Genomic DNA, 25,852 nt, shown 5'->3' with positions numbered 1-25,852 from the left:
AGATCACGTGCAAGCCACGGGCAGTCACGCGACGGGGTCGCGACTCGCCCCAGTATCGCCATCCTTACCCCCTGTCCGCGAGGATGAACCGGTGCGTCCCATGCTCGCGACCCGGGGAGACCGGCTGCCGACCGGTGCCGAGTGGTGCCACGAGGTCAAGTGGGACGGCATGCGGGTGCTCGTCGAGGTGGTCTCCGGGCGGGCGCGGCTGTGGTCCCGGAACGAGAACGACGTGACGGTCTCGTTCCCCGAGCTGGCCGGACTGGACGTGCCCGACGTGCTGCTCGACGGCGAGGTGGTCGCCTTCCACGACGGCCGGCCGAGCTTCGGCGCCCTCGCCGAGCGGATGCACCAGCGCAACCCCCGCCGCGCCGCCGCCCTGGCCGAGTCGAGACCGGTGACCCTTCTGCTCTTCGACCTGCTCCGCGACTCCGACCGGGATCTCACCGCCGAGCCCCTCTCCCTGCGGCGCGAGCGGCTCGAGGGACTGGGACTTGCCAGCGACCGGTGCCAGGTGCCCCCGGCGTACGACGACGGGGAGATGCTCTGGGAGGCGACCCGGCAGCAGCGGCTCGAAGGGGTGGTGAGCAAGCGCCTCTCCTCCCGCTACACGCCCGGCGCCAGGAGCCCCCACTGGCTGAAGTTCCCGCACCGTGACCGGACCTCCTGGGTGGTCGGCGGGTGGCGCCCGGAGACCGGGTCGGCCCAGCGGGTGGGCTCCCTGCTGGTGGGGGAGGTGACCGCCGAGGGCCTGCGCTTCCGCGGTCGGGTCGGCAGCGGCATCGCCGGCCGGGTGGGGCCGGTGCTCAAGGAGCTGCTGGAACCGCTCTCCGTCGCGGCCTCCCCGTTCGTCGACGAGATCCCGCGGGTCGACGCCGTGGGCACCCACTGGGTGCGCCCCCAGCTCGTCGTCGACGTCGAGTCGTTGGGGTTCTCCCACCACGACCGGCTTCGCCAGCCCTCGTTCCAGGGGGTGCGGACCGACCTCGCGCCCCAGGACCTGGCCGAGGAGCACGGCAGGCGGAGGGAGGCCGGCGATGAGTGAGGTGCACGTCGAGGTGGACGGACGGACCCTGCGCCTGAGCAACCTCGAGAAGGTGCTCTACCCGCGCACCGGCACCACCAAGGGCGAGGTGCTCAACTACTACGCGCAGGTGGCCGCGGTGCTCCTGCCCCACCTCGCCGACCGCTGCGTGACCCGGATCAGGTGGCCGCACGGCGTCCAGGACGGCAGCTTCTTCGAGAAGAACGTGCCCGCGCGGACCCCGAGCTGGGTGCGCACGGCCGAGGTGCCGACGACCGGCTCGCGGGCCGGGACCGACTCGTCGGGCACCCTCGTCTTCCCGGTGGTCGACGACCTCGCCACGCTGACCTGGCTGGTCAACCTGGCCGCGCTCGAGCTCCACGTGCACCAGTGGCAGGTCGGGAGCGACGGAGTGCCGCGCAACCCCGACCGCCTGGTGATCGACCTCGACCCCGGTGAGCCGGCCGGGCTGCACGAGTGCGCCCAGGTGGCGCTGATGGTGCGCGAGCGCCTGGAGGCGCGCGGGCTGGGCAGCAGCCCCGTGCTCAGCGGCAGCAAGGGGATCCACCTCTATGCCGGGCTGGACGGCGGCCTGGACAGCGACGGCACCACCGCGCTGGCCAAGGAGGTCGCCGAGGACCTCCAGCGCGATCACGGCGACCTGGTCACTGCGACGATGACGAAGTCCCGGCGCGGGGGAAAGGTCTTCCTCGACTGGTCCCAGAACTCGGGCTCCAAGACGACCATCGCGCCCTACTCGCTCCGCGGCCGGGAGCGCCCCACGATCGCCGCGCCGCTCACGTGGGCCGAGGTGGAGGCGGGGGCGGAGGACGCCCTGGTCCTGGAGCAGCTGGATCTCGAGGCCGTGCTGGCGCGGATCGAGAAGCACGGGGACCTCTTCGATCCGTGGCAGAGCCCGCGCTAAGGCTCAGGGCTCAGTAGGCCCCTTGGTGGCTGAGCACGGCCTTCGCGGTCCGCGCCACGATGCCGAGGTCGAGGGCCAGCGACCAGTTGTCGACGTAGCGCAGGTCGATCCGCTTGCTCTCCTCCCAGGAGAGGTCGGAGCGGCCCGAGACCTGCCACAGGCCGGTGAGCCCGGGCTTCACCGTGAGGCGGCGGTAGGCGTCCGGCGGGTAGGCCGCCACCTCGTGGGGCAGCGCCGGCCGCGGCCCGACCAGGGCCATGTCGCCGCGGACGATGTTCCACAGCTGGGGGAGCTCGTCGAGGGAGTACTTGCGCAGCACGCGGCCCACGCGGGTGACCCGCGGGTCGCGGCGCATCTTGAAGAGCACGCCGTCGACCTCGTTGAGGTCGGTCATCTGCCCGAGCCGCTCCTCGGCGTCCCGGTGCATGGTGCGCAGCTTGAGCAGCACGAACTCCCGGCCCTCACGCCCGACCCGGACCTGCCGGAAGATCGCCGGACCGCCGCGGTCGGAGCGGACGGCGACCATGAGACCGGCCAGCAGCGGCAGCAGGAGGACGAGGAGGAGAGCCGCGAAGGTGCGCTCCCAGACCTCCTTGACCAGGCGGCGGACCGGGGCCGGGGCGGAGGCGCGCACCTTGACCAGTCGCGCGGAGCCGGCCCGGGTGACCCTGGTCCGCACCGAGGTGGTGTCGACGAGGCCGAAGTCGACGAAGAGCGTCGCCCCCAGCTGCTCGATCTGCCAGCCCAGCCGGCGCAGCTCCTCGGCACCCAGCGTGGGGCCGGCGAGCGCCACGACCGCCTCGGCGTCCAGCACGCTGACGGCGGGCCCGACGCGTGCGAGTCCGTGCGTCACGTCGATGCCCGGGAACGCGGCGGCGGTCGAGGCGATCACCTGCGAGGGGTCGCCGACGGCGTCGGTGAGGCAGATCCCGGTCACCTGGAGCCGCTCGCCACCGGTGCGGGAGAGCTCGGCGATGGTCCGGCCCACCTGGGCGGCGGAGCCCACGAGGACCGTGCCGGTGGTCGTGGCACCCAGCGCGCGCCGCGCGAGCCGCGGGACGCTGCCGACCCCGGCGCCGGTGCCGGTGGCCAGGGCCACCCCCGCCGCCAGGTCGTGCCTGGCGAGGGCGATCGGGAGGAAGAACCCCGCGAGGGCGCCCAGCGTCAGGGCGCAGCCCCCGACCCGCAGGGCGCCCCGGAGCGGATGGCGGCCGGTGTAGGCGGCACCGGTGGCCCGCACCAGCAGCAGGGCAGCGGCCCAGAGCACGGCCACGAGCAGGGGGAGTGCCAGCAGGAGCACCAGCCCGGTGATCAGGGCCAGCGACAGGGCGGCCAGCACGGGCGCCGGCGTCCTGGCGACGGTGCCGAGCAGGGCGCGGCAGCGACCCTCAGGCGCCCGGGACGCGAGGTCGTTCGGCGCGTGCCGGAGTCCCGGCGGGGCGGGTCGGGAGCCCCCGGCAGCCGGTGCCAGGTCGGTCATCGACGCTGGGATCCCCGGTGCAGCTGGTCCACGAGCTCCCCGAAGCGCACGGTGGTCTCGGCGCGCTGCGTCGGGACGTCGGCGGCGACCCGTCCCATCACCTTCGCCAGGGCGACCGCCTCACGCAGCTGGTCGAGACTGTCGACCATGCGGATGTCGCCGCGCTCGTCGAGCCGTTGCGCGAAGCGCATCTGGTGCCCGTCGACGTGCTCGCCGAGGCCGGGGTCGCGCGGGACGACGATCGGGATGTGGCGGGCGCCGCGCGCCTCCATGATCAGGCCCGGCCCGCCGTGGGTGATGACGACGTCGACCGAGTCGAGCAGGCGGGCGAGCTCGCGGCCTCCCAGCATGTGCCGGCCGTCGAGGCCGAGCTGGAGGTCGGTCGAGCCGTGCTGGACGAACCAGGGGTCCGGGCTCTCGGCGGCCAGGGTGGCCGCCCACCCGACGAGCCGGTCGAACGGGTGGTGGTCGGTGCCGAGCAGCACGGCCACGCCGGGGCCGGCCGGGCTGCGCAGGACGGTGGGGAGGGTCCGCTGACGCGGGATCCGGATCTGGCGAGAGAGCACGGTCACCACACCTTCCCCAGGAGCACGGAGTCGCGGTAGAGGCGCTCCTGCTCGGGCCATTGCACGAGGAACAGGTCGGTCACCGGGTGGCACAGCCGGGCGGTGAGCGTCTTGGAGTCGATCCGGTCGAAGACCTCGAGGTAGACGGTCTTGGCGCGGACCAGCCTGCGCAGCCAGAAGAAGGGGACGGCCACGCCGGCCCCCGTGGTCAGCACGATGTCGGGGCGGTAGTCACGCAGCACCCGCCACGCCAGCACCGTGTTGCGGACCAGGTTGCGCAGGTTGCGCGTGGTCGGGTGATGGGCATGGACGACGTCCTCGGTCGCCAGCTTGGTGACCGCGTCCTCGGTGTCGAAGGTGACCCAGCGGCGTTCGTGCTCGGTCCACCAGGACTCCAGACACATCAGCTGTGTGAGGTGTCCACCAGAGGAACACACCATGAGCACTCGCATTCGAAACGTCTTCCCCCCACGGGAATCCCTGCGTCACAGGGTCACCCAGACGGGCGACGCGCTCACGCTATGAAACGAACCGAGGGGGCGCATGCCCCAAATAGGGCATGTGACAGTCGCGAGGAAGTTGTTCCCACTTCCCGCTGCTGGTCTAGTCGAGCGGTCAGGAGGAGACGGGGGCGACCCAGCCCGCGTGGTGCGCCAGCCCGACGGCGCCGATCTGCGAGGTGACCTCGAGCTTGGAGAGGATGGACTTGACCTGGGTGCGCACCGTGGCCTCGGAGACGACACTGGTCTCGGCGATCTGGCGGACCTGTCGGCCGTCCATCAGCTGACCGAGCACCTCCGCCTCGCGCGCGGTGAGCCGGTTGAGCCGGTCCTGCAGCTCGCTGACGGCGGCGCGCTCCTCCTGCCAGTGGCGCACGAGCTCCTCGCGCTCGGAGACCGGCATGACCGGCCGGCCCTCGCCGATGAGGCGGATGGTCGCCAGGATCTCGTTGAGGGGCGAGGTCTTCACCATCACCTTGCGCGCGCCGAGCCGCAGGCACTGGCCCCAGCGGGCCCGGTCGCTGCTGCCGGTCAGCACCACCACGGCGGTGCCGGCCCGGGCGACCGGCTCGATGAGCCGGCTGCCGTCGGCGTTGCCCAGGTCGAGGTCGAGCAGCAGGACGTGCGGCTGGTGCTTCATCACGGCCGGGAGCAGGCTGGTGGCCTGGTGCAGGTCGGCGGGGAGTGGGACGCGGCGCACCTCGTGGCCCTTGAGCTCGAGCGCGATCTGCAGCGACTCCGCGAACAAGGTGTGGTCCTCGATGACACACACCCTCGATGTGCCTCTCATCGTCGTGCCCTCCAACTGTCGCCCTGTCGTGTCTCGTCGTCCCGGCGTCACCGGGACGTGGTCGGGCGAATGTGCGGCGCCGTCTGCCCGGCCGCCGTGGTGGCGCTCCGGCCTCTGCGTGTCGGGCGCCGGCCGGTTACCAGGTCCTGCGTCTTCTCCCACGAGGGAGGTTACGGCCTGTGCTCCGTCGGCGTCACCAGGTCTCGGGAATCCGTTGCCTCAATTCGGGTATGCGGCCCGGTTGGCCCGAGCGTGTCACCAATTGTGGGGAATAACTCCGCCGTTCGCTCCCGGTATGCGCTCCGAGGGCTGACCATGGCCCCGGGGCTCGTCGGCGTGTGCGAACGACGGGCCCGAGGTGGTGTGACGGCTGCGTCGCTCCGCCGCCGACCTGTCGACAGGAGTTTGCTGGGTGAGCGGTCCGTACGACCTGTACCTGAAGCCGGAGGACCGGTGGAGCCGTCGCGCCCTGCGCTGGCTTCGCACCGGGGTCGCCCTCACCGTGGTGGCGTGCCTGGCCGGCCTGCTCGCGGGTGGGTGGTACGGCGCGCGCCGGGCCGCCTATCACGAGGCCACCGCGGTGGTGCTGATCAGCCCGCTCGAGGGCAACCCCTTCAGCCCGGACGGGACCGGCAGCGCCCTGGTCAACCTCGAGACCGAGGCCCAGCTGGTGCGCTCCAACTCGGTCGCCGACGACGTGCTCGTCGATCTCGGCCTCGACCTGCCGCCCAGCGAGCTGCTGGAGTCGGTCTCGGTCGAGGTGCCGCCCAACACCCAGATCCTGCGGATCGCCGCCGAGCACCGCGACCCCGACCGGGCGCTGGCCACCGCGCAGGCGTTCGCCGAGTCCTACCTCGGCTTCCGGCGCAGCCGCGCCCTGGCCGCCTCCAGCGCGCTGGCCGAGCAGGTCAGCGAGCAGATCGCCCAGCGTCAGCAGGAGCTCAACCGCAAGTCGCGCGAGCTGCCCCGGGAGGAGCCGAACTCGCCGGGGGCCCTGCTGCTGCGCCAGCAGATCCTCGACATCAACACCCAGCTCGTCGAGCTGCGGGCCCAGCTCTCGGCGCTGCAGGCCGCCCGCGCGGACCCCGGTGAGGTGGTCACCCCGGCCGCCCTCCCCGAGACCGGTCTGCTCGGCCCCCGCGAGCTGATGGCGGGCCTGGGCCTGCTGCTCGGCCTGGGCGGCAGCCTCGGCGTGGCCGCGGTGCGGGCCCGGCGCGACGGCCGTGTCCGCTCGATCGACGACCTGGCCGAGGTCGGCGTCCCGGTGCTGGGGGAGGTGGCGGACGCCGGGGACGGGGACGACCTCACCACAGCCGGCCTGCGCTCGGGGATCCTCGCCGCCCTCCCGCAGCGCCCCCTCGTGCTGGCGCTGGTCAGCGCGGGCCGCGAGGTGCACGTCGCCGAGGGCCTGGCGCGCAGCATGGCGCGGGCGCGCTACGAGGCGGTCCTGGTGGAGCTCACCTCGGGTGCCGGCAACCGCGAGGGCCTCTCCGACCTCGTGCTCGACCGGGTCTCGCCCGACGACGTGCTGGTCCCGGTCACCTCCCACCTCTCCCGGGTCGTCCCGGGCAGGATGCCGGAGCGGCTGCCGGACCTCCTCGGCTCGCCCGACATGGGGACCACGCTCGGCGAGCTCGGGAAGCGGGCCGACGTGGTGCTCCTGGACGCCGGGTCGGCGCACGAGGCGTGGAGCCAGGCCGTGGTGCGCCACACCCACGGGGTGCTGCTCGAGGTCCACGCCCAGAGCACGCGGCTCAAGGACATCTCTGCGGCCCGCTCGATGATGTGGAGCGCCGGCGGCCAGGTCGTCGGTCTCGTGCTGGTCCACCGGACCGACGAGGCGCCCCTGCGATGAGCGAGGCCAGGCACCACCTGCGTCACGTCGCCCGCGGGGCGAGCCTGACCCTGACCGGGTCGGCCGTCTCCGCCGTGGCCACCTTCGGGCTCGTCCTGGTGGTGGCCCGGGGCTTCGACGCGGAGGTGTCGGGGCTCTTCTTCGCCGCCAGCGCGGTCTTCCTGATCCTGGTGGGACTCGCCGGGCTCGGGACCGAGGCCGGCCTCGCCCGCTTCGGCCAGCGCCTCGAGCACGAGGGCCGGGCCGCCGAGGTGCGCGCGCTCTTCGGCCACGCGCGGCGCGGTGTCCTGGCCAGCTCCCTGGCGCTGAGCCTGCTGGTCCTGCTGGTCTCCGGCCCCGCCGCGGCCGTGATGGAGTGGGGCGGTGCCGGCGCCGACATGCTCCGGCTGGTCGCCCTGGCCCTCCCGCTCGCGGTGCTGGGCGAGTTCGGGCAGGCCGGCACGCGCGCGTTCGGCCGGATGCACGAGACCGTGGTCGTGGACCGCATCGGTCGCTCGGTCGCCCAGGTCGGAGGCGTCGCCCTCGCCGGTGCCCTCGGGGCGGGCGAGGTCGGACTGATGCTGGCCTGGCTGGCCTGGTACCCGGTGGCGGCCGTCTGGTCGACCCTGGGCCTGCGCACCTTCCTGGACCGCCGCCTCTCCGGCGACGCGGGCCAGCCGCCGGCGGCCCACGACCAGACCACCCGCGAGTTCTGGGCCTTCACCTGGCCACGCACCCTCTCGGTCCTGGCCCGCCTGGGGATCCAGAAGGTCGACGTGGTGCTGGTGGCGGCCTTGCTCACCCCACGGGACGCCGCCCTGTACGCCGCGGCCACCAGGTTCGTCGCGCTGGGCCAGGTGGCCGCCACGGCGGTCACCCAGGTGCTGCAGCCGCGCTTCGCCACCCTCCTGCTCGAGGGGTCGCGGAGCAACCTGGCCACGGTCCACCAGACCGCCACCGCCTGGAGCATCCTGCTCTCCTGGCCTCTCTACCTGGCGGTGGGGTGTGCCCCGGCCGCCTACCTGGGGCTCTTCGGCCCCGGCTACGACACCGAGCAGACGCGGTGGGTGGTGATCGCGATGACCCTCGCCATGCTGGTGACCGCGGCCACCGGTCCGGTCGACACGCTCCTGGTCATGGCCGGGCGCAGCACCACGAGCATGGTCAACTCGGTGGTCGCGCTCGCCGTCGACCTGGTCCTCTGCCTCGCGCTGATCCCGGTGCTCGGGATCGGCGGCGCCGCACTGGCCTGGGCAGCGGCGGTGCTGGTGAAGGCCGTCCTCGCGGTGGTCTTCGTCCGCCGCGACGTCCGGGTCAGCGGCCTGGCGCCGGTGGTGTGGCTGGCGGGCGGTGTCTGTCTGCTGTCGGTGGCCGTCCCGGTGCTGAGCCTCACCCGCGCCGGCGCGCCGTGGCCCGTGGCGGCCGGAACCGCCCTCGTCCTCTACGCCGGGGCGGTGCTGGTCCTGCGCCGCCACCTCCAGCTCGACGTCCTCGGACGCACCGCCCGCGCCGCGGGCTCGAACGCCCAGTCCTTCTCGGGAACATCACAGGAAGGAACCCGGCTCGTGGGATTCAGGAAGATCACCTCCACGCTGAGGCAGCGCGCACCCGAGCCCGTGGTCCGGCTCCTGCGGGGCCTCACGTTCGGCTGGGGCTGGCTCACCGCCGACCTCCGGATGAAGCCGACGGTGGTCGTGGTGGGCGCGCAGCGCTGCGGCACCACCACCCTCTTCCGGATGCTGGAGTCGCACCCCGCCCTGCTGCGCCCCACGCAGTCGAAGGGCACCGGGTACTTCGACGACCACCACGGGAAGGGGCCGCGGTGGTACCGCGCGCACTTCCCGCTCCGGTTGACCGGCCGGCTGCTGGGAGGTCCCGACGCGAGGGCCTTCGAGAGCAGCGGCTACTACCTCTTCCACCCCCTGGCCGCCCAGCGCCTGGCCGCGGAGCTGCCGGACGCCCACGTCGTGGTGCTGGTGCGCGACCCCGTCGAGCGGGCGATGTCGGCCCACCGGCACGAGCTGGCCCGCGGGTTCGAGGAGCTTCCCCTGGAGGAGGCGCTCGAGGTCGAGCCGCGTCGGCTGGACGGCGAGTCCGACCGCCTGGCCAGCGACCCGGAGTACCGCAGCCACACGCACCGGCACCACGCCTACCTGGCGCGGGGGGAGTACGGCAGCCAGGTCGGGCGCTTCGTCGAGGCGCTGGGCAGCGACCGGGTGCACGTGGTCGACGCCGACGCCTTCTTCGCCGATCCCGCGCGGGAGTTCGCCGACCTGCAGCGCAACCTGGGGATCCCCGTCTACCTGCCCGAGCGGGTGGAGCGCTGGAACGCCCGTCCCGGCGGGACGCGCCTCCCGCAGCAGCGCCGGGAGCTGCTGCTCCAGCACTTCGAGTCCTCCGACGCCGAGCTCGAGGCCTACCTGGGTCGCCCCCCGATGTGGCGTCAGCGGGCGGAGGGCAGCGACGTGAGCACCGACTCCAGCGCCTCCAGCGTGACCAGCGCCCGCGGCACGATCAGCTCGCCGCCCGGCGCCGCCGACATCTCCAGGTAGCGCGCGGTGATGGCGACCAGGTAGGCCGCCTCCACCGGTCCGGCCCCCGGGAGGGCGTCCAGCACCACCCCGGTGGTCGTCCCACGGCGACGGGTGGCGGCGTTGACCGCGTAGTGCACGCGGTCCATCCCCGCGGGGACGCCGGTCTCGAACCGCTCCCAGTCCCAGACGAGCAGGGCGGGTCGTCCGTCGGCTCCTCGGCCCGGTGCCATGTTCCAGGGGGTCCAGTCACCGTGCCAGGCGCTCACCGGCACCGGGGCGGGGTGCCGGAGGGCGAGCGCCTCCATCGCTGCGACCAGCCGCCCCACCGCCGCCCGGTCGGGGGCGGACCGCGCCGTGGCCAGGCATCGCTCCCACCACGGCAGCCGCGCCAGCGGCGTCGGCTCGGCGGCGAACGCGGCGTCGAGCTCGCCGGCGGCTCGCTCCACCAGCTCACGTCCCCGGACCCGGACGGCCCGGACGGCGCGGACGGTGCGGGCGGCCCCCGCCCCGACCCCGAGGTCCTCCTGCACCAGCACCTCGACGTCCTGCCAGCCGCCGACGTAGAGGGGCCGGGGCACCCGGAGCACGGAGAACGAGGCCCCGGAGTGGGCCTCCAGGGTCTTCAGGGCCTCGGACTCGGCCCGGACGTGCGCGGCGGCGGTGGCGGAGTCGCCCAGCTTGGCGAAGCCCAGCGAGCCGCCCTGCTCGTCGAAGAGCTGCAGCACGGGCTTGCGGTTGACCCGCGCGGGACCCACGCTCAGGCTGAAGGTGATCCGGGGCCGGCCGAGCTCCCGGGCCAGCAGGTCGGGCAGGGCCACCGCACCGTCCGGGGAGGCGCGAGGGGCATGGACCCGGAGCCGGTCGGGCAGCGCCCGGGTGGCGCCGGCCCGCAGGGCCACCGACGCGAGGGTGCGGACGCCGACCTCGGCGGGCCGGGCGGCCGCGCTGAAGCGCAGCACCGCGGCGGAGGCGGCGGCAGGCTGCGAGGGGAGCAGGAGCCGGGGGGAGCGGGCGTGGGGGAGCAGCAGGAGCTCGGCGGTCGCGGCAGGATCGACGCGCCTGGAACGGACGAGCTCGGTCCGTGCTCCGGGCCAGAGCCGGACCAGGGTGGAGCGGAGCACGTCCAGGACGTCGTCGGGAGCGGTCGGCACGGAAGCAGTCTCCCGCAGCCGCGGCCCTCCCACGTCCGCGACACCGTCTCCGGTGCCGGTGCCCGGTCTCAGCGCCGCGAGCCGGGCTCGAAGCCGGTGGCCGGCCGGCTCATCGCGTCGGCAGCAGCGGGGCGCCCGCCTGGGCGGCCGCGAAGCTGGCGTACTTGCCCGCGCTGGTGATCGGGTAGGAGTTGCCGTAGCTGTTGAGCTCGGTGTTGAAGTAGGCCATGGCCAGGCCGCCGGTGGCGACCAGCTGGGCGTAGGTCCGCTCGAGCCATCCCGGGTCGGCGGCGAACGCCTCGTCGGTCAGGCCGGTCTCGGCCAGGGCCCAGGTGGTGTCGTTGGCCTTGGCCCAGGCGGCGAGCTTGTCGAAGTAGACCGTCCTCATGTCCTCGGTCTTGGTGATGAGCGCACCGTTGGACTTCTTGGTCATGTGCCAGTTGTAGACGTCGAACCCGGCGACGTCGACCTTGGTCTGGGGCCAGATGTTCTCCAGGCGGAACTCCGCCGGACCGTAGAGCTGGTTCCAGCCGGTGGTGATGACCGTGAAGGCGACGTTGGGCGCGGCATGCCGCACCAGCGGGCCCAGGCGCTCCTGCATGGCCTTCCAGGCCTGCATGTCGCCGTCCTTCTCGGGCTCGTGGTGGAAGGCCACCCAGACCGGTCCGCCGACGGTCTTGAGCTTGCCGGCGAGGTCGAGCGCCCAGGCGTCGCCCTCTCCGGCGGCCATCGCCTCCCAGCTCAGCGGCAGCTTGAAGCTGATCCAGGGGAGCCGTCCGGCGGCGAGGTCGGCGCCGGCGACCTCGACCGCCTTGTCGACCTGGTAGCCCTGGTAGTAGGTGCGGCGCACGCCCAGGCGGTGTCCGGTGGCGCCCTCCATGGGGGCCGGGTCGGAGTTGGCCCCGAAGGCCGAGCCCAGGTAGGCGCCGCAGGCAGGGAGGCCGCGGCTGTCGTAGGTGCAGCCGTTGCTCAGCACGCCGGCCACGTCGGTGGGGGTGGGCGGGGTGGTGGGCGGGGTGGTGGGCTCCTGCGGCTTGGGGGCCTTGGGCGTCTGGGTGCGGGGCTTCTTCTTCTTGGGGGTCTTGCTCGGGGGGGTCTGCTTCCGGTTCTTGGGCGGGGTCTGGCGGGCCTGCTTGCCCTTCTTGACCCTCAGTACCCGCACGTCGTCGAGGAGCACCCGGTCCTGGCGCGACTGGCGGGTGCGCACCTCGACGCGGACCACCGAGCTGTCGGAGCTGCGAGTGACCCTGACGCGGGCCAGGGACCAGGTGCGGCCGACCACCAGCTTGTCCCGGCGGGTGTCGAGCACCTCCCCGCTGGCGGGCTCGATCTCGCGCACCACGAGGCGGGCGGGGATCCTGCCCCGGGTGGAGCGGAGCCACGCGGTGACCTCGTGCCTGGCGCCCTCGAGGTCGCGGGCGTGCGCGGTGGAGGCCGCGACCACGAGACCGGGCGCCTTGGCGTGCAGCCTCGCCGCCCGGTGCGAGCGCCGGCCGTCGGCCACCGTCGTCAGCCGGCCCTGCCGGCTCGCCGTCCAGCCGCGGGTGCCGTACTCGAAGGTCTCGTTGTAGAGCGCCCGGGACGACGTCGCCGGCGCGGCTGCCGCCGCTGCCGTACGGCTCGCGCCCTCCGTGCTCGGGGCCGCACCGGAGGAGGGGACCAGGAAGACCGGTCCGGCCATGAGGAGGGTCGCCAGAGCCGGCAGCAGGGCGCGCTGAACTGCGGGGCGTGAAGAGGTCACGGGCATGCACCTTCGTGGGGCCGGCAGAGCGCCGGACGGGAGGATCGCGGGAAGGAGTGAGGGAGGAGGGAGAAGTGATCTCTCTCATATCGACTTGCCGAACGTACCCCAATTTCGGTAAGGCGTCTCGCGATCTATCCCCTATTTGGGGTAAGTAGCCCGGGTCATTCCGGGGGGTCCGAGTGGGCTCCCCCTGACCACCGGACGGAGGTCAGATGCCGCGGCCGCGGCGGTGGGCGAGGTCCATGAGCCGCTCGGCGGAGACCAGGCGCAGCGCCACCGCGGTGGCCAGCAGGGAGCGACGCTCGGCGGGCCGCGCCCGGAGGGTGGCCCCGATGGCCGCCCAGGTCCCCGGTCCTCGCATGGCCGCCAGCGCGAAGGCGCGCTGACCCCTCAGCCGGCCCAGGGCCTTCGGGTCCTGGTGGAACTCGGGGTGCTTGGCCAGCCAGTAGTCGGTCGCAGCGACGATCGTGGGCCATCGCTGGGAGAACATCGACTGTCCCCAGGTGACCTGGACGAGCGGCTGCTCGACGACGGCGAAGCCCCCGTGCCGGGCGGCGCGGATGATCCAGTCGTAGTCCTCACCGTGGCTGCCGGGGATCTCCTCGTCGACCAGCCCGATGCCACCGAGCAGGGCGTCGCGGGCGACCACCACCGTCGAGGGGTGGGCCGACATCACGCGGTTGCGCACGAGGTTGCCCAGGGTGAGCTCGCCCCGGGTGGCCACCCGCGGCGTGCGGGTGTCGCCGTACGCCACGACGATCCCCGTGACGGAGGTGGGGGCGCCGGTACGGGCGAGCTCCTCGAGCTGCGCCCGCAGCTTGCCCTCGAGCCACTCGTCGTCGTCGTCGCAGAACGCCACCCACGGCGCCGAGCCGTGCAGGATCCCGGTGTTGCGGGCGCCGGCCAGGCCGGGCGTCCGGGTGTTGGCGACCGGCTGGACGGGCCGGCTCGGGTCGGCGGAGGCGATCGAGGGGTCCACGTCGCTCTGGTCGAAGACCACCCAGGTGCGCACCACACCGGGGTAGTCCTGACCGACCACTGCGCCGAGCGCGCGCGCCAGCAGCTCCGGCCGACGACGGGTGGCGATCACCACGTCGACGTCGGGACAGGCGTCAGTCACGCACTTCTCTTCTCCTCGGACGCGGGGGCACCAGCGTCATCAGGATGACACCCCCCAGCAGCCCGACCGCACCCCCGGACACCGTGAGCAGCTCGAAGTCGCGCCGTCCGGGCTCCGGCTCGCCGGTCCGGATGACCTCGCCGACCGCCCGGCGGTCGGTCTCCAGCTCGTTGATCGCGGCGTTGAGGAGCGCCCTGGCCTCCGTCGAGGCAGCGCCCCCCTCGAGCTCGCGCAGCTCCTCGCGCAGCTGGGCGACGACGTCCTGGCGCCGCTGCTCCAGGTAGTCCTCCCGGGCGTCGAGGTAGGACTCGCTGACCGCCGTGGCCAGGCCCGGGATCTCGTCGGGGTCCGGCCACCGCACGTGCATCACCAGGACGCTGGAGTTGGGCTCGGCGGTGACCGCCAGGCCGCGTCGCAGCTCGCGGGGGGTGGAGGCCACCGAGCGGGCCGCCCCGTTGAGGGTCGTCTCCGACATCAGCAGGGCCGCCTCGGTGTCGACCGTGATGTCCTGGGAGACCCGCTCCCCGTCCTCGAGCTCCTCCTCCTCGGCCACCTCGGTCTCCAGGTAGACCGGGGCCGGGGTGATCGCGATCGAGACCCTCGTCTCGTGGTCGGGAGAGGGTGCGAGCAGGGCGAGGACGAGACCCACCGCGGCGCCGAGCGCGGAGGTGGCGCCGAGCACCGGGAGCCCGCGCCGCACCTCCGCGGTGAGCCGGGGGAGGGTGGTCAGCAGGCGGGGTGGTCCGCTCCCGTCGGCGTCGCGCCGCTCCCGGGCCACCAGGCCGATGGCGAGCATCAGCACCATCAACGGGATCCCGAGGGTGTCGTAGACCGGGAGCTGGAGCAGGAAGAAGGCGATCGCGAAGGTGCACAGCGCCTCGTTGACCGTCCGGCACCGCCAGGAGCGCGTCAGCGCCAGGACGACGAAGAGCAGGAAGAAGAGGAGCCCCGGCCAGCCCTGGGAGAAGAGCACCATCCACAGCAGCCCCTGGGTGCCGAGCGGGGGCACGCCGCAGCTGGGGCACTCCGGGGTCGAGGCGCCGGTGATCGAGGCGAAGCTGCCCTGGACGTCGCGGGTGCCGCCGAAGCCGAGCACCGGCGACCCTCGGGAGACCGACTCGGTGGTCAGCGTCAGCAGCCCGCCACGCCGGTCGTTGCTGTGCTGGTTGTCGAGGCGGTCGGTGACCAGGTCGCCCAGGGGGGTGACCAGCACGGTGAGCAGGCCGATCCCGGCCAGGAGGCCGCAGGCCATCAGCAGGGCGGGACGCCCCTTGGCCGCCGCCAGGACCGCCAGGCCCACCCCGCCCAGGGCCAGGGCCCCCCACAGCCCGCGGTTGAGGGAGTAGAGCACCGGGGGCAGGGCCGCGGCCACCGTGGCCAGGGCGACCACCGACCAGCGCACGCGCGAGCGGCCCCGGGCGCGGGCCAGCCACCCCCCGACGAAGACCAGGGACATGGCCATGACCGCGCCCCAGGTGTTGGTGTAGGCGAAGGGGGCCTTGGGCCGGGTCCCCTCGGTCCCCAGGACCGTCTGCACGTCGGCGACCTCGAGGTGGACCAGCGACTGGACGAACGCGTTGGAGGCCACCGCCTCGGGCAGCAGCAGCTCGAACGGGGTGCGCAGCTCCAGGTTCGGTGCCACGAGGGCGAGGAGTCCGCCCATGGTGCTGACCAGGAACATCCAGGCGACCGAGCCGTGGACCAGCCGGTCCGGCACGGTGCGTCGGGGCATCGTGGTGATCCAGACCAGGGCGACCGTGCAGGCGACGTACCAGGCGAGCTTGAAGCCGAAGACCAGCAGCCGGGCGCCGCCGGCCCCGCCGGGGACCGCGCCGGGCGCGTCGATCCACAGCATGGCCGCGCCCAGCACGATCCAGGCGAGGAAGAGCGCCCACCACCCCGAGCCCCGGGGCAGGTGGATCTCGGGCTGGCGGGCCAGCTGGACGGCCATCACCAGCGCGACGAGCAGCGGGACGGTCTCGGCCAGCCCCAGCACCCACCACACCGGCCACCCGAGCAGCATCGCCGCGAGCGGCCAGCCCTGGCCGAGCCGGCGCCACCAGCGGGTGCGCGGGGCGGGAGCGGTGGGCGCGGATGACACTCGCGGGGGGGTCGGCGGAGCAGCCTCACCCACCAGCTGCGTCATGCGGTCCATCACAGGCCGGGACCCCTTCGAGGATCGTCATCAATTGAGGGGAAATCATGCCCTCGAACGCCTTATCCGGCAGTTCCTTGGTGAAGATTCCCCCTGGTGGCCAGCTCGGGCGGCCCACGGTCGCGGTGACGCGCCGGTCGCAGGTTGGTTCTAGGGACGGTGGGACAGGCAGATGGGCAGCAGGATGAGCCGGGCGTCGGCGATGGTCGCGTTCGCGTGCGTGGCGGCACTGATGGGGCAGCTCCCCGCCGTCGGCGTCGTCCAGCCGGGCGGGCGGCTCGTCCAGGACGTGGCCGCGGCGCGGACGCCGCACGTGCTCGACGGGAAGGTCTACTCCGTCGTCGAGGCCGGCGGCAAGATGGTTCTGGGCGGTGACTTCAGCAAGGCCCGCAACGAGGGCGCCACCACCCAGCTGACCCGCAACAACCTGCTGGCCTTCGACCCCACCTCGGGCGAGATCAGCTCCTCCTTCCTGCCCCAGCCCAACGGCGTGGTCCGCGTGGTGCTGCCGGCCCCCGACGGCCAGTCGGTCTACGTCGGCGGCAAGTTCACCAGCATCGGTGGCCAGAGCCGCAAGAACCTGGCCCAGGTCCGGATCTCCGACGGGGCGGTCCTGCCGTTCGACGCCGGCAAGATCACCGGACAGGTCCGCGACCTCCGCCTCGCGGCCGGTCGCCTGTGGATCGCCGGCCACTTCACCCACGTCCAGAACCACGACCAGACCGCGCTGGCGACCGTCGATGCGCGCAGCGGCGCCTTCCTGCCCTTCATGCGCCAGCGCATCGCCGGCGTCCACAACAGCGGCGCCACCAACGTCCTGAAGATCGACATCAGCCCGAAGGGCGACCGGCTCGTCGCGGTCGGCAACTTCGACACCCTGCAGGGCGTGGTGCACCACCAGCTCCTCCAGCTCGACATCAGCGGCTCCGCGGCGCGCGAGACGACGTTCAACACCCGGTTCTTCACCGCGAGCTGCTCGAAGTCCTTCGACACCTACATGCGCGACGTCGACTTCTCGCCCGACGGCTCGTTCTTCGCGGTGACGACCACCGGCGGCTCCGGCGGCGCCGACGCGCCCTGTGACTCCACCTCGAGGTTCGAGACCTACGCGGCCGGCTCGACGGTGCAGCCGTCGTGGGTGAACCTGACCGGCGGCGACACCCTCTACGCCGTCGAGGTGACCGACTCGGTCGTCTACGTCGGCGGTCACTTCCGCTGGCAGAACAACCCCTACGGCAGCGACACCGGCAGCTACGGCGCGGTCGGCCGCGCCGGCCTGGCTGCGCTGGACCCGGTCAACGGGCTGCCCTACTCCTGGAACCCGGGGCGTGACCGCGGGATCGGGGTCTTCGACTTCCTGGTCACCGGCGCCGGTCTGTGGATCGTCTCGGACACCGAGCGGATCGGCCAGGGCCAGCTGAAGCCGCGGATCGCCCGGATGCCGCTGGACGGCGTGACCTTCCCGGCCGTCCGCTCCGCCGAGCTGCCCAACGACATCTACACGGTCGGGACCTCGACCACCACGGCGCGCAGCTTCCGCGACGGCACCGTGGGGCCGGCCCGCTCGGTCTCCGGGCTCACCGCGAGCACCGTCAAGGGCGCCTTCATGGTCAACGGGTGGCTCTACCTCGCCCAGTCCGACGGCACCTTCGTGCGGCGGACCTTCGACGGCAGCACCTTCGGCCCGGCCGAGCGGGTCAACACCAGTGACCTGATCCGCCAGGACACCACCTGGGGTGACGACGTGCGCTCGGCGACCGGCATGTTCTTCGACAACGGCCGTCTCTACTTCACCCGGTCGGGCACCAACGAGCTGCGCTACCGCTACTTCACCCCGCAGAGCGGAGTGGTGGGTGCCAAGCGCATGGTGGCCTCCGGCAACGTCACCGGCCTCAGCTTCTCCGGGGTGCGGGGCATGTTCCTGGCCGGCGGCAAGCTCTACTGGGCCGACGCCCAGGGGGTGCTGCGGCGGATCGACTGGGCCGAGAAGGGCCCCTCGGGCGCACCCGTGGGCGGCACGGCGTCCGTCGTCTCCGACCCCAGGGCGGGCGGGGTCAACTGGACCTCCCGGGACCTCTTCGTCTACCAGGACGCCCAGGGCCGCGGCGCGGCCCAGGAGCCGCAGGCCTCCTTCGACGTCCAGTGCACCAGCCTCACCTGCGCCTTCGACGGCACCTCGTCGCTGACGCCGGGCGGCGAGGTCGCCTCCTACCAGTGGAGCTTCGGCGACGGGGGCTCGGGGACCGGCGCGACGCCCACCTACACCTACGCCGCCAACGGCAGGCGCCAGGTCACCCTCACGATCACCAGCTCGCGCGGCGGCACCAGCAAGGTCACCCGCGACGTCGAGGTGGTGCGGGTCAACCAGAAGCCGCTGGCCGCCTTCACCGCCTCGTGCCTGGGCACCAGCTGCTCCTTCGACGCCTCGGGGTCCAGCGACGCCGAGGGGCCGCTGCAGTACGCGTGGAACTTCGGTGACGACACCTACGGCACGGGCGTGACCCCCAAGAAGACCTACGCCACCGAGGGCGCCCGACGGGTGACCCTGACCGTGACCGACAGCGACGGGGTCACCGCCACCACCAGCCAGGACGTCGCCGCCAACCTCGCGAAGGTCGTCTTCGGCGGGGCGGCGTCCAGCAACGGCAACGGGACCAGCCACCGGGTCACCCTGCCCGCCGGAGTGGCGGCGGGTGACCTCCTGGTGCTCCAGCTCGGGCTCAACAGCGACGTCGCGATCACCGACCCGGAGGGGTGGACGCCGCTGGCGAGCCTCGCCGGTGGTGGGGTCTCCGGTCGCTCGTGGTGGCGCTACGCCACTGCCGGCGACGCCGGCAAGGGGGTCCGCGTCGACGTCGGGACCGCTGCCAAGGGCGACCTCTCGGTGGCCGCCTACCGCGGCACCGGAGGGCTGAGTGCCTACGTCGCCGACCACGAGGGCCGGATCCACACCTCGCGGGGCACCGAGTTCGCCTCCCCGCAGGTCGTGGCGCCGGCGGGCGGGGGCTGGCTGGCGACCTACTGGGCGCTGAAGGCCGCCGAGGAGGCGTCTTGGAGCCAGATCGGCGGCCAGACCGCGCGAGCGACCTCGTCGGGCGCGGGCGGCGGCCGGATCACCGCGACGATCTCGGACTCGGCCGGTCCCGTGGCCGCGGGGCAGACCGGCAACCTGGTCGGCAGGACCACCGTGGAGGTGGCCCGTGCGATCGTCTTCTCGACCTCCATCGGCCTCAAATAGGTGGGAGTGGGTCACGGAGTGAAGAAGACAGACGCATCGGGGCGGCTGTCCGGGACCGCGTGCCTCCTCGGCCTCCTGGTGCTGCTGGGGGCGTGCTCCGCCACGGAGGCGACCGAGCGGACGACGAGCCTGCCGGGCCCGCGCGGTCAGCTGGTGCTGGAGTTCGACGAAGGGCTCAGCGCCGAGGGTGACCCGATGGAGCGGGTGCAGAGCTCCGGCACGGCGACCCTGAGGATCACCGTCAGCGCCGCCGGGGGAGGGACCCTCGACCGCGTCGTGGGCCGCTCGGGCTACGCGGTGCGGACCCCGCCGTTCAGCGAGGCCAGCACCACCCCGGCCGCGGTCCTCGTGGTCAAGCCCCGCGGGGCCGACCAGCTCAGTCCCGGGACCCGGGCCTTCCGGTGGGGCGTCGACGTGATGCTCGACGCCGAGCAGGGGACCACCGAGGCGGACAACGGCGACAACGTGCTGCAGCGGGGGCTCTTCGACGACCAGGCGCAGGTCAAGCTCCAGCTCGACGGCGACGTGCCCTCCTGCCGGGTGCGGGGCGACGCGGGCGAGGCGATCGTCTCGGCGGGAGCGCCGGTCGCGCGGGAGCAGTGGCACCGCATCATGTGCCAGCTGCGCAACGACCGGCTGACCCTCGCGGTGGGGGAGCCCGGCCGGCCCAGTCCGCAGGAGTGGTCGGTGCCCGCCTCGGTCGGCGCGGTCGAGTTCCGGCGCTCGGAGCCGATCGCGATCGGCGGCAAGGTGACCCGCAAGGGCCGCATCGAGCCCCGCGACACCGACCAGTTCAACGGACTGATCGACAACGTCTTCATGGACATCACGTGAGCGCCGCCGGACGAGGGCAGGTGGACGACGGGTGAGCCCGACCCCGCCGAAGGTCGTCGTGGTCGCCGAGGGGCACCTGGTCGGGGAGGCCATCGAGGTCGCGCTGAGCGCGCGGGAGTTCCAGATCGTGCGCATGGTCAGCCCGCGCTCCCGCCAGGAGCTGATGGAAGCCCGCCGCGAGATCGTGCGGGAGCGGGCCGGGGTCGGGGTGGTGGTCGCCGAGATCGACGACCTGGGCCAGTGGCGTGACGCGCTGGCGCTGGTGGAGTCGATCAGGATGCGCTGGCTGGTGGTGACCGGCTCCCGCAACCCGGCGCGCTGGGGGGCGCTGGTGGAGGCGGGGTGCTCGGGCGTCGTCCCGATGTCGGCGGGCCTGGACGTGCTCACCCGCACGCTGTGGGCGGTGGCCCGGGGCGGGCCGGGGATGCCGAACGCCACCCGCGAGGAGGTGCTGGCGGAGTGGGAGCGCCTCGGCGCCTCGCGCCGGTCGCTGATCCTGCGCATCTCGGCGCTCTCGCCGCGGGAGTGGGCGGTGCTGGAGATGCTCAAGGAGGGGCTCTCCATCAAGGCGATCGCCGAGGCGGGCGGGGTGAGCGAGGGCACCGTCCGCAGCCAGGTGCGCGCCATCCGGCAGAAGCTCAACGTGAAGTCCCAGCTGGCCGCGGTGGCGGCGTACCAGCAGGCGACCGACCTCACCTACTCCAAGACCGGCTGAGCACGCCGCGCGGGCTCCGCGTCGTGCGGGGCCTGGTTGATCTCCGCCCAGACGGAGTCGAGGGAGAGACCGAGGACCTCGGCGAGCGCGGCGATCGTCGGGAAGGCCGGGGTGGCCACCCGACCGGACTCGATCTTGCGGAGGGTCTCGGGGGAGAGGCGGGCCGCGAGGGCGGTGTGCAGCATGGAGCGCTCGCCCCGAGCGCGCCGCAGCAGGGCGCCGAGGCGGCGTCCGCGCTCGACCTCCGCCTCGGTGAGTGGGAGCCTGACCATGGTGCCGATAGTAGTACCGGGATAATATGACCGGGATAGTTTTCGGACAGCGCCGTACCGTACAGAGTCTTGTCCCACCAGGAAGGCACCACATGATCGAGATCCTCAACCCCGCCCGGATCGCCCTGGGGCGGGAGACGGGTGCCCTGGTCGCCGAGATCCTGCAGACGATGCGGAGCCGCAGCACGCCCGGCACCAACCTGCTCGAGATCGACCGCGGGGCCAAGGAGATGATCCTGGCGGCCGGCGCCGTCTCCTGCTACGTCGACTACGCGCCGTCCTTCGGGCGGGGACCGTTCGGTCACTACATCTGCACCTCGGTCAACGACGCCGTGCTCCACGGGCGCCCGCACGACTACGAGCTCGCCGAGGGCGACCTGCTCTCCCTCGACCTGGCCGTCTCCCTGGGCGGGGTGGTGGCCGACTCGGCGATCAGCTTCGTGGTGGGCGGGGTCGAGCGGCCCGAGGACACCGCGATGATCAATGCCACCGAGCGGGCCCTGGCTGCCGGCATCGCCGCGGCCGGCCCGGGCGTCCGCATCGGGGACCTCTCCCACGCGATCGGCACGGTGCTCGGCGAGGCCGGCTACCCGATCAACACCCAGTTTGGCGGGCACGGGGTGGGCTCGACGATGCACCAGGATCCGCACGTCTCCAACGCTGGACGCCCCGGTCGTGGCTTCAAGCTGCGCCCCGGCCTGCTGCTGGCCCTGGAGCCGTGGGTGATGGCCGACACCGACGAGCTGGTCACCGACGACGACGGCTGGACGCTGAAGAGCATCACCGGCTGCCGGACCGCGCACAGCGAGCACACCATCGCCATCACCGACGACGGCGCTGAGATCCTCACCCTGCCGCGGGGTTGAGCTCCCGGGCTCGAGCCCGCGGCCCAGGACGAAAGGGCAGACCCATGAAGGTGTTCATCGTCGGCGTCACCGGGGCTGTCGGGGGGTTGCTCGCGCAACGTCTCGTCGCCCGTGGAGTCTCCGTCTCCGGCCTGGTGCGTCGGGAGGAGCAGCGCGAGGCAGGTGACCAAGGAGATCGACGGTGACGGCGTGGTGAAGGCGGTCGAGGCCACCCGCACGGCGGGCGCCGGCCGGTTCATCCTGGTGTCGGTGCTCCCGGAGTCGTGGCGGGAGCGGGAGCTCGGCGACGACGTCGAGTACTACTTCGCCGTGAAGAAGGAGGCGGACGTCGCAGTGAGCCGCAGCGGGCTCGACTGGGTCATCCTACGACCCTCGCTCCTGCTGGACGGTCCCGGACAGGGCACGGTCTCCCTCGGACCGGCCGAGCTCCACGGCGAGATCCTCCGGGAGGATGTGGCCGACACACTCGTCGAGCTGGTTCACGAGCCCCGGATCAGCCGGCAGATCCTCGAGCTGAACCAGGGCGCGACGCCCATCCGCCAGGCGGTTCTGGAGAACGTGCGGGAGCGTTGAGCGAGGTGCGCGTCAGTTCAGAGCATCCACTGAACCCGGTACGCGACACCCTCACCTCGGCTAGCGTGCCCCGCGGGACATCGGGCCATGGCATGGCAACGCGCACTCGGGCGAAGTGACGCACCACCTTGAACGCTCCGTCGCGGCAGATGTGCACCTTCGTGGCTACCGATGACACCGGCTGGGTGGCGCCGAAGGAGATGATCGGCCGGCTGTCGGCAAGCACGGGCCGCAAATACAGCGCGATGGCGCAAGTTCGAGGGAGGTCTGCCTTATACAGTCGGCTGAGGCAATGTGACCCTGAAGGTGCTGCCCTGTCCGACTACGCTGTCCAGCGTTACGGCACCGTCGTGTGCGGCCACGATGGAGCTGACGATGTTGAGGCCCAAACCGGTGCCTGGTAAGTGCCTTTTGAGCGCCTCCTCGCCGCGGAAGAATCGGTCGAAGACGAGTTCGACCTCCTCTTGGGCTATGCCGATGCCGGTGTCGCTGACTTCCACTTCGATCGCGGTCGCACTCTGCGTGAGAACGACGCTCACCTGACCCCCCGGGTGGGTGTACTTGATGGCGTTAGAGAGCAGGTTGTCCAGCACCTGGCGGATGCGCTCTCTGTCGACCACGGCGGTGACGCTTCTGGGAACGTCGATCCCGACAACCACGCCATACTTCTCGGCCATAGGACGCGTCGCCTCGACGGCTTCATGCACTAGCGCGGCTAGATCCACTGCCGTGCGCTGCAGCGGAAGCCTGCCCTCGCCGGCCTGTCCTACCTGAAGCAGATCGGACAGCAGCGCTCGCAAACGGCTGGCGTTGCGCTCGACGATCCGCAGCTGGGCAATCACATGAGGAGGCAGTTCCTCGTCCTCGCCCAGCATCTCAAGATAGCCAAGCATCGCGGTCATCGGCGTGCGCAGTTCGTGAGACACCGACGACACGAACTCGTCCTGGATCTGTCTGGCGCGCATCAGATCGGTGATCTCCTGGTAGGCGAGTGCCGAGCCCAACTGCTCTCCTGAGGGACCACGCACCTGGCGAGCAGACACGGAGAAGGCCGCGCGGGTGCGTGGATCATCGCCCACCCAGTAGGTGTAGTCGTCGAACTCCTCCCCCTGGACGGCACGGTAGGACGGCATGTCCTCCTTGGACATCCGTGTCTTGCCGTCCAGGAAGTACACATCACCGAGCTGCCCCGCATAGCCGTCGTGGCCGTTGGGGAAAGGCAGGCTCATCGTCTCCCGGTGACGGCGGTTCATCCGCTCGTAGCGGCCGTCGCTGCCGATCAGCAGCAACCCCACGCTCACCGTCTCGAAGATCGCCGCGAGGGTCTGGTGCTCGTGCGCGAGCTCCGCCCTGGCTGCCTCAACCCGCTCCTCGTGCTCGTGCTGCTTCGTCACGTCGAAGATCTGCGATATGAAGTGGAGCGGACGGCCGTCGCGGGCCCGCACCAGAGCCACCGAGAGATCGCCCCAGACGATGCGATCGTCAGCATGTAGGTAGCGCTTTTGCAGCCGATAGGAGTCGAGCTCCCCGGCCAACGCCCGACCGAACAACTCGAGGTCGGCCTCGAGATCCTCGGCATGTGTGAGCTCTTGAAAACCTCGCTTGCGCAACACGGCGGCGTCGTACCCGAGCATGTTGCACAGGGCCCGGTTAACCATCAGCAGCCGACCGTCGAGTCCCACTATGGTCATGCCGACGGGCGAGTGCTCCAATGTCAGACGCCATAGTTCGGCGCTGTCCCAAGCCTCCTCCACCTGACACCCCCACGCGCAAAGCGGTCAAGAACCACCGTAGATGATCCGGACGGGGCATCGGTAGGACGACGACGGCCGGTCTTCGACGACCTTAGAACCTCAGCAAGCGCCGCAGCGTAATGTCCGGTCGGAGACACAAGGGTCTGCTGCACGGATAGGTGACACCTTGACCTGCCCCACCGTTCGGGTTCCGGTCTCGGTGACTAACTGGCTGCGGTGATGGTGTCGGTTTCGGAGAGTAGTTCGTACTCGATCGGGGTGCGATAGCCGAGCGCGGAGTGGCGGCGGCGGCGGTTGTGAAAGATCTCGATGTACTCGAAGATCGCGTTCGCGAGCTCGACCCGGGTCTTCCATCGTCGGCGGTTGAGAAGCTCGATCTGCATCGAGGACCAGAAGCTCTCCATCATGGCGTTGTCCAGGCCGTCGCCTACCGTTCCGAAGGATGGGAGCAGGCCGGCGGAGCGGATCTTGTCGCCGAAGACCCAGGAGGTGAACTGGGTGCCGTGGTCGGCGTGGACGATGCCTCCGGGCTCGGGTCGACGGTTGCGGATGGCCATGTCGAGAGCGTTGACCACGAGCGTGGCGTCCTGCTTGGAGTCGATGGACCAGCCCACGATGCGGCGGCTGTAGGCGTCGAGGACCGCGGCACAGTAGATCCATCCTTCTCGGGTTCGATGTTGGGTGATGTCGGTGACCCACAGCTCGTTGGGACGGAGCCTGTGGAACTTCCGGTTGACCAGGTCGTCGGCGGTGACCACGCCGCGTAGCCGCTTGACCCTGGTCGGTCCTGGTAGGCCGTAGATGCCGGCCTGGTTCATGAGCAGCCAGACGGTGCGTTCGCAGACGGTGATGCCCATCCCCATGGTGAGTTCGGCGTGCACGCGTCGGTACCCGTAGGTGCCCCGGGAAGCGACGTGGACTTCCCGGATCAGCCCTGTGAGCCATTGGCGGCGCAGCTGCGTTGGGGTCGTGGGAGTCCGCTTCTGCTTGTAATAGTTCTGCCGTGCCACTCCCAGGACCCGGCAGCAGCGATCGGCCGGGACCCCGGCGTCGACGAGTCGATCGATCACCGGGTAGAGCCTTTTGGGCGGGGCTTGTCCTCACCCAGGAACTTCGCAGCCTGACGGACGATCACCAGCTCGGTCTCGAGCTCGCGGATGCGCCGGCGAGCCGCACGGAGCTCTGCTGACTCGGTGGTGGTGGTCCCGGGGATCTCGCCACGATCAATGCGGTCCTGCTTGACCCACTTGGACAGCGTGACGGGGTGGATGTCGAGTTCGTGAGCGGTCTGCTTCTGCGGTTTGCCCGCACGGACGAGCGCGATGGCTCGGGCGCGGAACTCGGGCGGGTAGGCACGGGGCACGGTGTTCAGCCTTCCGGTGAAGGCAGTCACTTAGCCACAGGAAATGGAACCTTTCTGGTGGGGCAGGTCAGTGTCACCTATCCGTGCAGCAGACCCGTTCGCATCCTGCCGGAGCAGCCCGGGGAGTGTCTCCGGCGTCGCGGTGAGCAGGATAAGCACAGCGTCGAGGTGGACACGGTCCCCCTTCGAAGCATCGAACTAACTCAACTCAAACGGCTGCCCCGAGATGGTCCGCGACCATGCGACGGCGGCCACGGTCACCATGTCGTCGAGCGGCACCCCGGTGGCGTCGACGCAGGCAGCTTCGAAGTCCACGACCCGCCGCGGATGCTTAGCCAGCTCGCACGGCAACTCGCGCAAGATCGAGGGCAGCAGCGAGGGCCTCCGTTCCCGACTCGCCTTCGCCAGGCTTTA

19 protein-coding genes and 1 pseudogene are annotated in these 25,852 nt (G+C 72.0%); 9 read left to right on the top strand and 11 right to left on the bottom strand.

Annotated elements, in window-relative coordinates:
- Window positions 1-100 precede the first annotated feature (100 nt).
- On the top strand, window positions 101-1,045 hold the full coding sequence (gene ligD, locus AC3X7R_RS00255) for a non-homologous end-joining DNA ligase (protein WP_489964297.1): 945 nt from the start codon (window positions 101-103) through the stop codon (window positions 1,043-1,045).
- Window positions 1,038-1,949 (top strand): non-homologous end-joining DNA ligase, encoded by a 912-nt coding sequence (gene ligD, locus AC3X7R_RS00250; RefSeq protein WP_489963534.1) that lies wholly within the window; start codon window positions 1,038-1,040, stop codon window positions 1,947-1,949. The genes ligD (AC3X7R_RS00255) and ligD (AC3X7R_RS00250) overlap by 8 nt, the downstream gene beginning before the upstream one ends.
- Before the next feature lie 10 nt (window positions 1,950-1,959).
- Here the strand turns inward: ligD (AC3X7R_RS00250) and AC3X7R_RS00245 are convergent, their stop codons facing one another.
- From AC3X7R_RS00245 to AC3X7R_RS00230, 4 genes are all read right to left on the bottom strand, one after another.
- On the bottom strand, window positions 1,960-3,429 hold the full coding sequence (locus AC3X7R_RS00245; protein ID WP_489963533.1) for an exopolysaccharide biosynthesis polyprenyl glycosylphosphotransferase: 1,470 nt from the start codon (window positions 3,427-3,429) through the stop codon (window positions 1,960-1,962).
- Window positions 3,426-4,001: a glycosyltransferase gene (locus AC3X7R_RS00240; RefSeq protein WP_489963532.1), complete on the bottom strand. Its 576-nt coding sequence runs from the start codon at window positions 3,999-4,001 to the stop codon at window positions 3,426-3,428. Before AC3X7R_RS00240 ends, AC3X7R_RS00245 begins: the two co-directional genes overlap by 4 nt.
- Window positions 3,998-4,399: a UDP-N-acetylglucosamine--LPS N-acetylglucosamine transferase gene (locus tag AC3X7R_RS00235; protein WP_489963531.1), complete on the bottom strand. Its 402-nt coding sequence runs from the start codon at window positions 4,397-4,399 to the stop codon at window positions 3,998-4,000. Before AC3X7R_RS00235 ends, AC3X7R_RS00240 begins: the two co-directional genes overlap by 4 nt.
- A gap of 211 nt (window positions 4,400-4,610) precedes the next feature.
- Window positions 4,611-5,267, bottom strand: a complete 657-nt coding sequence (locus AC3X7R_RS00230; protein ID WP_489963530.1) for a response regulator — start codon at window positions 5,265-5,267, stop codon at window positions 4,611-4,613.
- A gap of 430 nt (window positions 5,268-5,697) precedes the next feature.
- Here AC3X7R_RS00230 and AC3X7R_RS00225 point away from each other — a divergent pair, with 430 nt between their 5' ends.
- Window positions 5,698-7,140, top strand: a complete 1,443-nt coding sequence (locus tag AC3X7R_RS00225; RefSeq protein ID WP_489963529.1) for a tyrosine-protein kinase family protein — start codon at window positions 5,698-5,700, stop codon at window positions 7,138-7,140.
- The gene (locus AC3X7R_RS00220) at window positions 7,137-9,671 is read left to right on the top strand and encodes an oligosaccharide flippase family protein (protein WP_489963528.1); all 2,535 of its coding nucleotides are present in this window, start codon (window positions 7,137-7,139) and stop codon (window positions 9,669-9,671) included. The genes AC3X7R_RS00225 and AC3X7R_RS00220 overlap by 4 nt, the downstream gene beginning before the upstream one ends.
- Here AC3X7R_RS00220 and AC3X7R_RS00215 read toward each other — a convergent pair.
- The 4 genes from AC3X7R_RS00215 to AC3X7R_RS00200 all read right to left on the bottom strand — a co-directional run bounded on the left by AC3X7R_RS00215 (window position 9,563) and on the right by AC3X7R_RS00200 (window position 15,769).
- Entirely contained in the window at window positions 9,563-10,804 is a 1,242-nt protein-coding gene (locus AC3X7R_RS00215; protein WP_489963527.1) for a hypothetical protein, read from the bottom strand. The genes AC3X7R_RS00220 and AC3X7R_RS00215 overlap by 109 nt on opposite strands.
- Window positions 10,805-10,913: 109 nt before the next feature.
- Window positions 10,914-12,545, bottom strand: coding sequence for a glycoside hydrolase family 26 protein (locus AC3X7R_RS00210; protein WP_489963526.1), 1,632 nt, complete (start codon window positions 12,543-12,545; stop codon window positions 10,914-10,916).
- 211 nt (window positions 12,546-12,756) lie between these two features.
- The gene (locus tag AC3X7R_RS00205) at window positions 12,757-13,668 is read right to left on the bottom strand and encodes a glycosyltransferase family 2 protein (RefSeq protein ID WP_489963525.1); all 912 of its coding nucleotides are present in this window, start codon (window positions 13,666-13,668) and stop codon (window positions 12,757-12,759) included.
- Complete coding sequence (locus AC3X7R_RS00200) at window positions 13,661-15,769, bottom strand: hypothetical protein (protein WP_489963524.1); 2,109 nt, start codon at window positions 15,767-15,769, stop codon at window positions 13,661-13,663. Before AC3X7R_RS00200 ends, AC3X7R_RS00205 begins: the two co-directional genes overlap by 8 nt.
- A gap of 238 nt (window positions 15,770-16,007) precedes the next feature.
- On the opposite strand from AC3X7R_RS00200, the gene AC3X7R_RS00195 reads away from it, so the two are divergent.
- From AC3X7R_RS00195 to AC3X7R_RS00185, 3 genes are read left to right on the top strand one after another with little or no spacing between them, the layout of a single operon-like run.
- Window positions 16,008-19,061: a PKD domain-containing protein gene (locus AC3X7R_RS00195; RefSeq protein ID WP_489963523.1), complete on the top strand. Its 3,054-nt coding sequence runs from the start codon at window positions 16,008-16,010 to the stop codon at window positions 19,059-19,061.
- Window positions 19,062-19,079: 18 nt separating this feature from the next.
- Window positions 19,080-19,895, top strand: a complete 816-nt coding sequence (locus tag AC3X7R_RS00190) for a LamG domain-containing protein (RefSeq protein ID WP_489963522.1) — start codon at window positions 19,080-19,082, stop codon at window positions 19,893-19,895.
- Window positions 19,896-19,926: 31 nt separating this feature from the next.
- Window positions 19,927-20,610: a helix-turn-helix transcriptional regulator gene (locus AC3X7R_RS00185; protein WP_489963521.1), complete on the top strand. Its 684-nt coding sequence runs from the start codon at window positions 19,927-19,929 to the stop codon at window positions 20,608-20,610.
- Here the strand turns inward: AC3X7R_RS00185 and AC3X7R_RS00180 are convergent.
- Entirely contained in the window at window positions 20,592-20,882 is a 291-nt protein-coding gene (locus tag AC3X7R_RS00180; RefSeq protein WP_489963520.1) for a helix-turn-helix domain-containing protein, read from the bottom strand. The two genes, AC3X7R_RS00185 and AC3X7R_RS00180, sit on opposite strands and share 19 nt — an antisense overlap.
- Window positions 20,883-20,974: 92 nt before the next feature.
- Between AC3X7R_RS00180 and map the strand changes: the two genes are divergently transcribed.
- On the top strand, window positions 20,975-21,748 hold the full coding sequence (gene map, locus AC3X7R_RS00175; RefSeq protein WP_489963519.1) for a type I methionyl aminopeptidase: 774 nt from the start codon (window positions 20,975-20,977) through the stop codon (window positions 21,746-21,748).
- Window positions 21,749-21,910: 162 nt separating this feature from the next.
- Window positions 21,911-22,321 carry an NAD(P)H-binding protein gene (locus AC3X7R_RS00170; protein ID WP_489963518.1) on the top strand — a complete coding sequence of 137 codons (411 nt, stop codon included), beginning with the start codon at window positions 21,911-21,913 and terminating at the stop codon, window positions 22,319-22,321.
- A 272-nt stretch (window positions 22,322-22,593) separates the two neighbouring features.
- Here AC3X7R_RS00170 and AC3X7R_RS00165 read toward each other — a convergent pair whose 3' ends face one another.
- Entirely contained in the window at window positions 22,594-24,075 is a 1,482-nt protein-coding gene (locus tag AC3X7R_RS00165; protein ID WP_489963517.1) for a sensor histidine kinase, read from the bottom strand.
- Between the two features lie 203 nt (window positions 24,076-24,278).
- Window positions 24,279-25,438, bottom strand: a pseudogene (locus AC3X7R_RS00160) (IS3 family transposase).
- Window positions 25,439-25,852: the final 414 nt, after the last annotated feature.

The organism is Nocardioides sp. Z22_16, assembly GCF_058134365.1.
The sequence above is the reverse complement of the archived record's forward strand: the minus strand, read 5'-3'. Positions and strand labels throughout refer to the sequence as shown.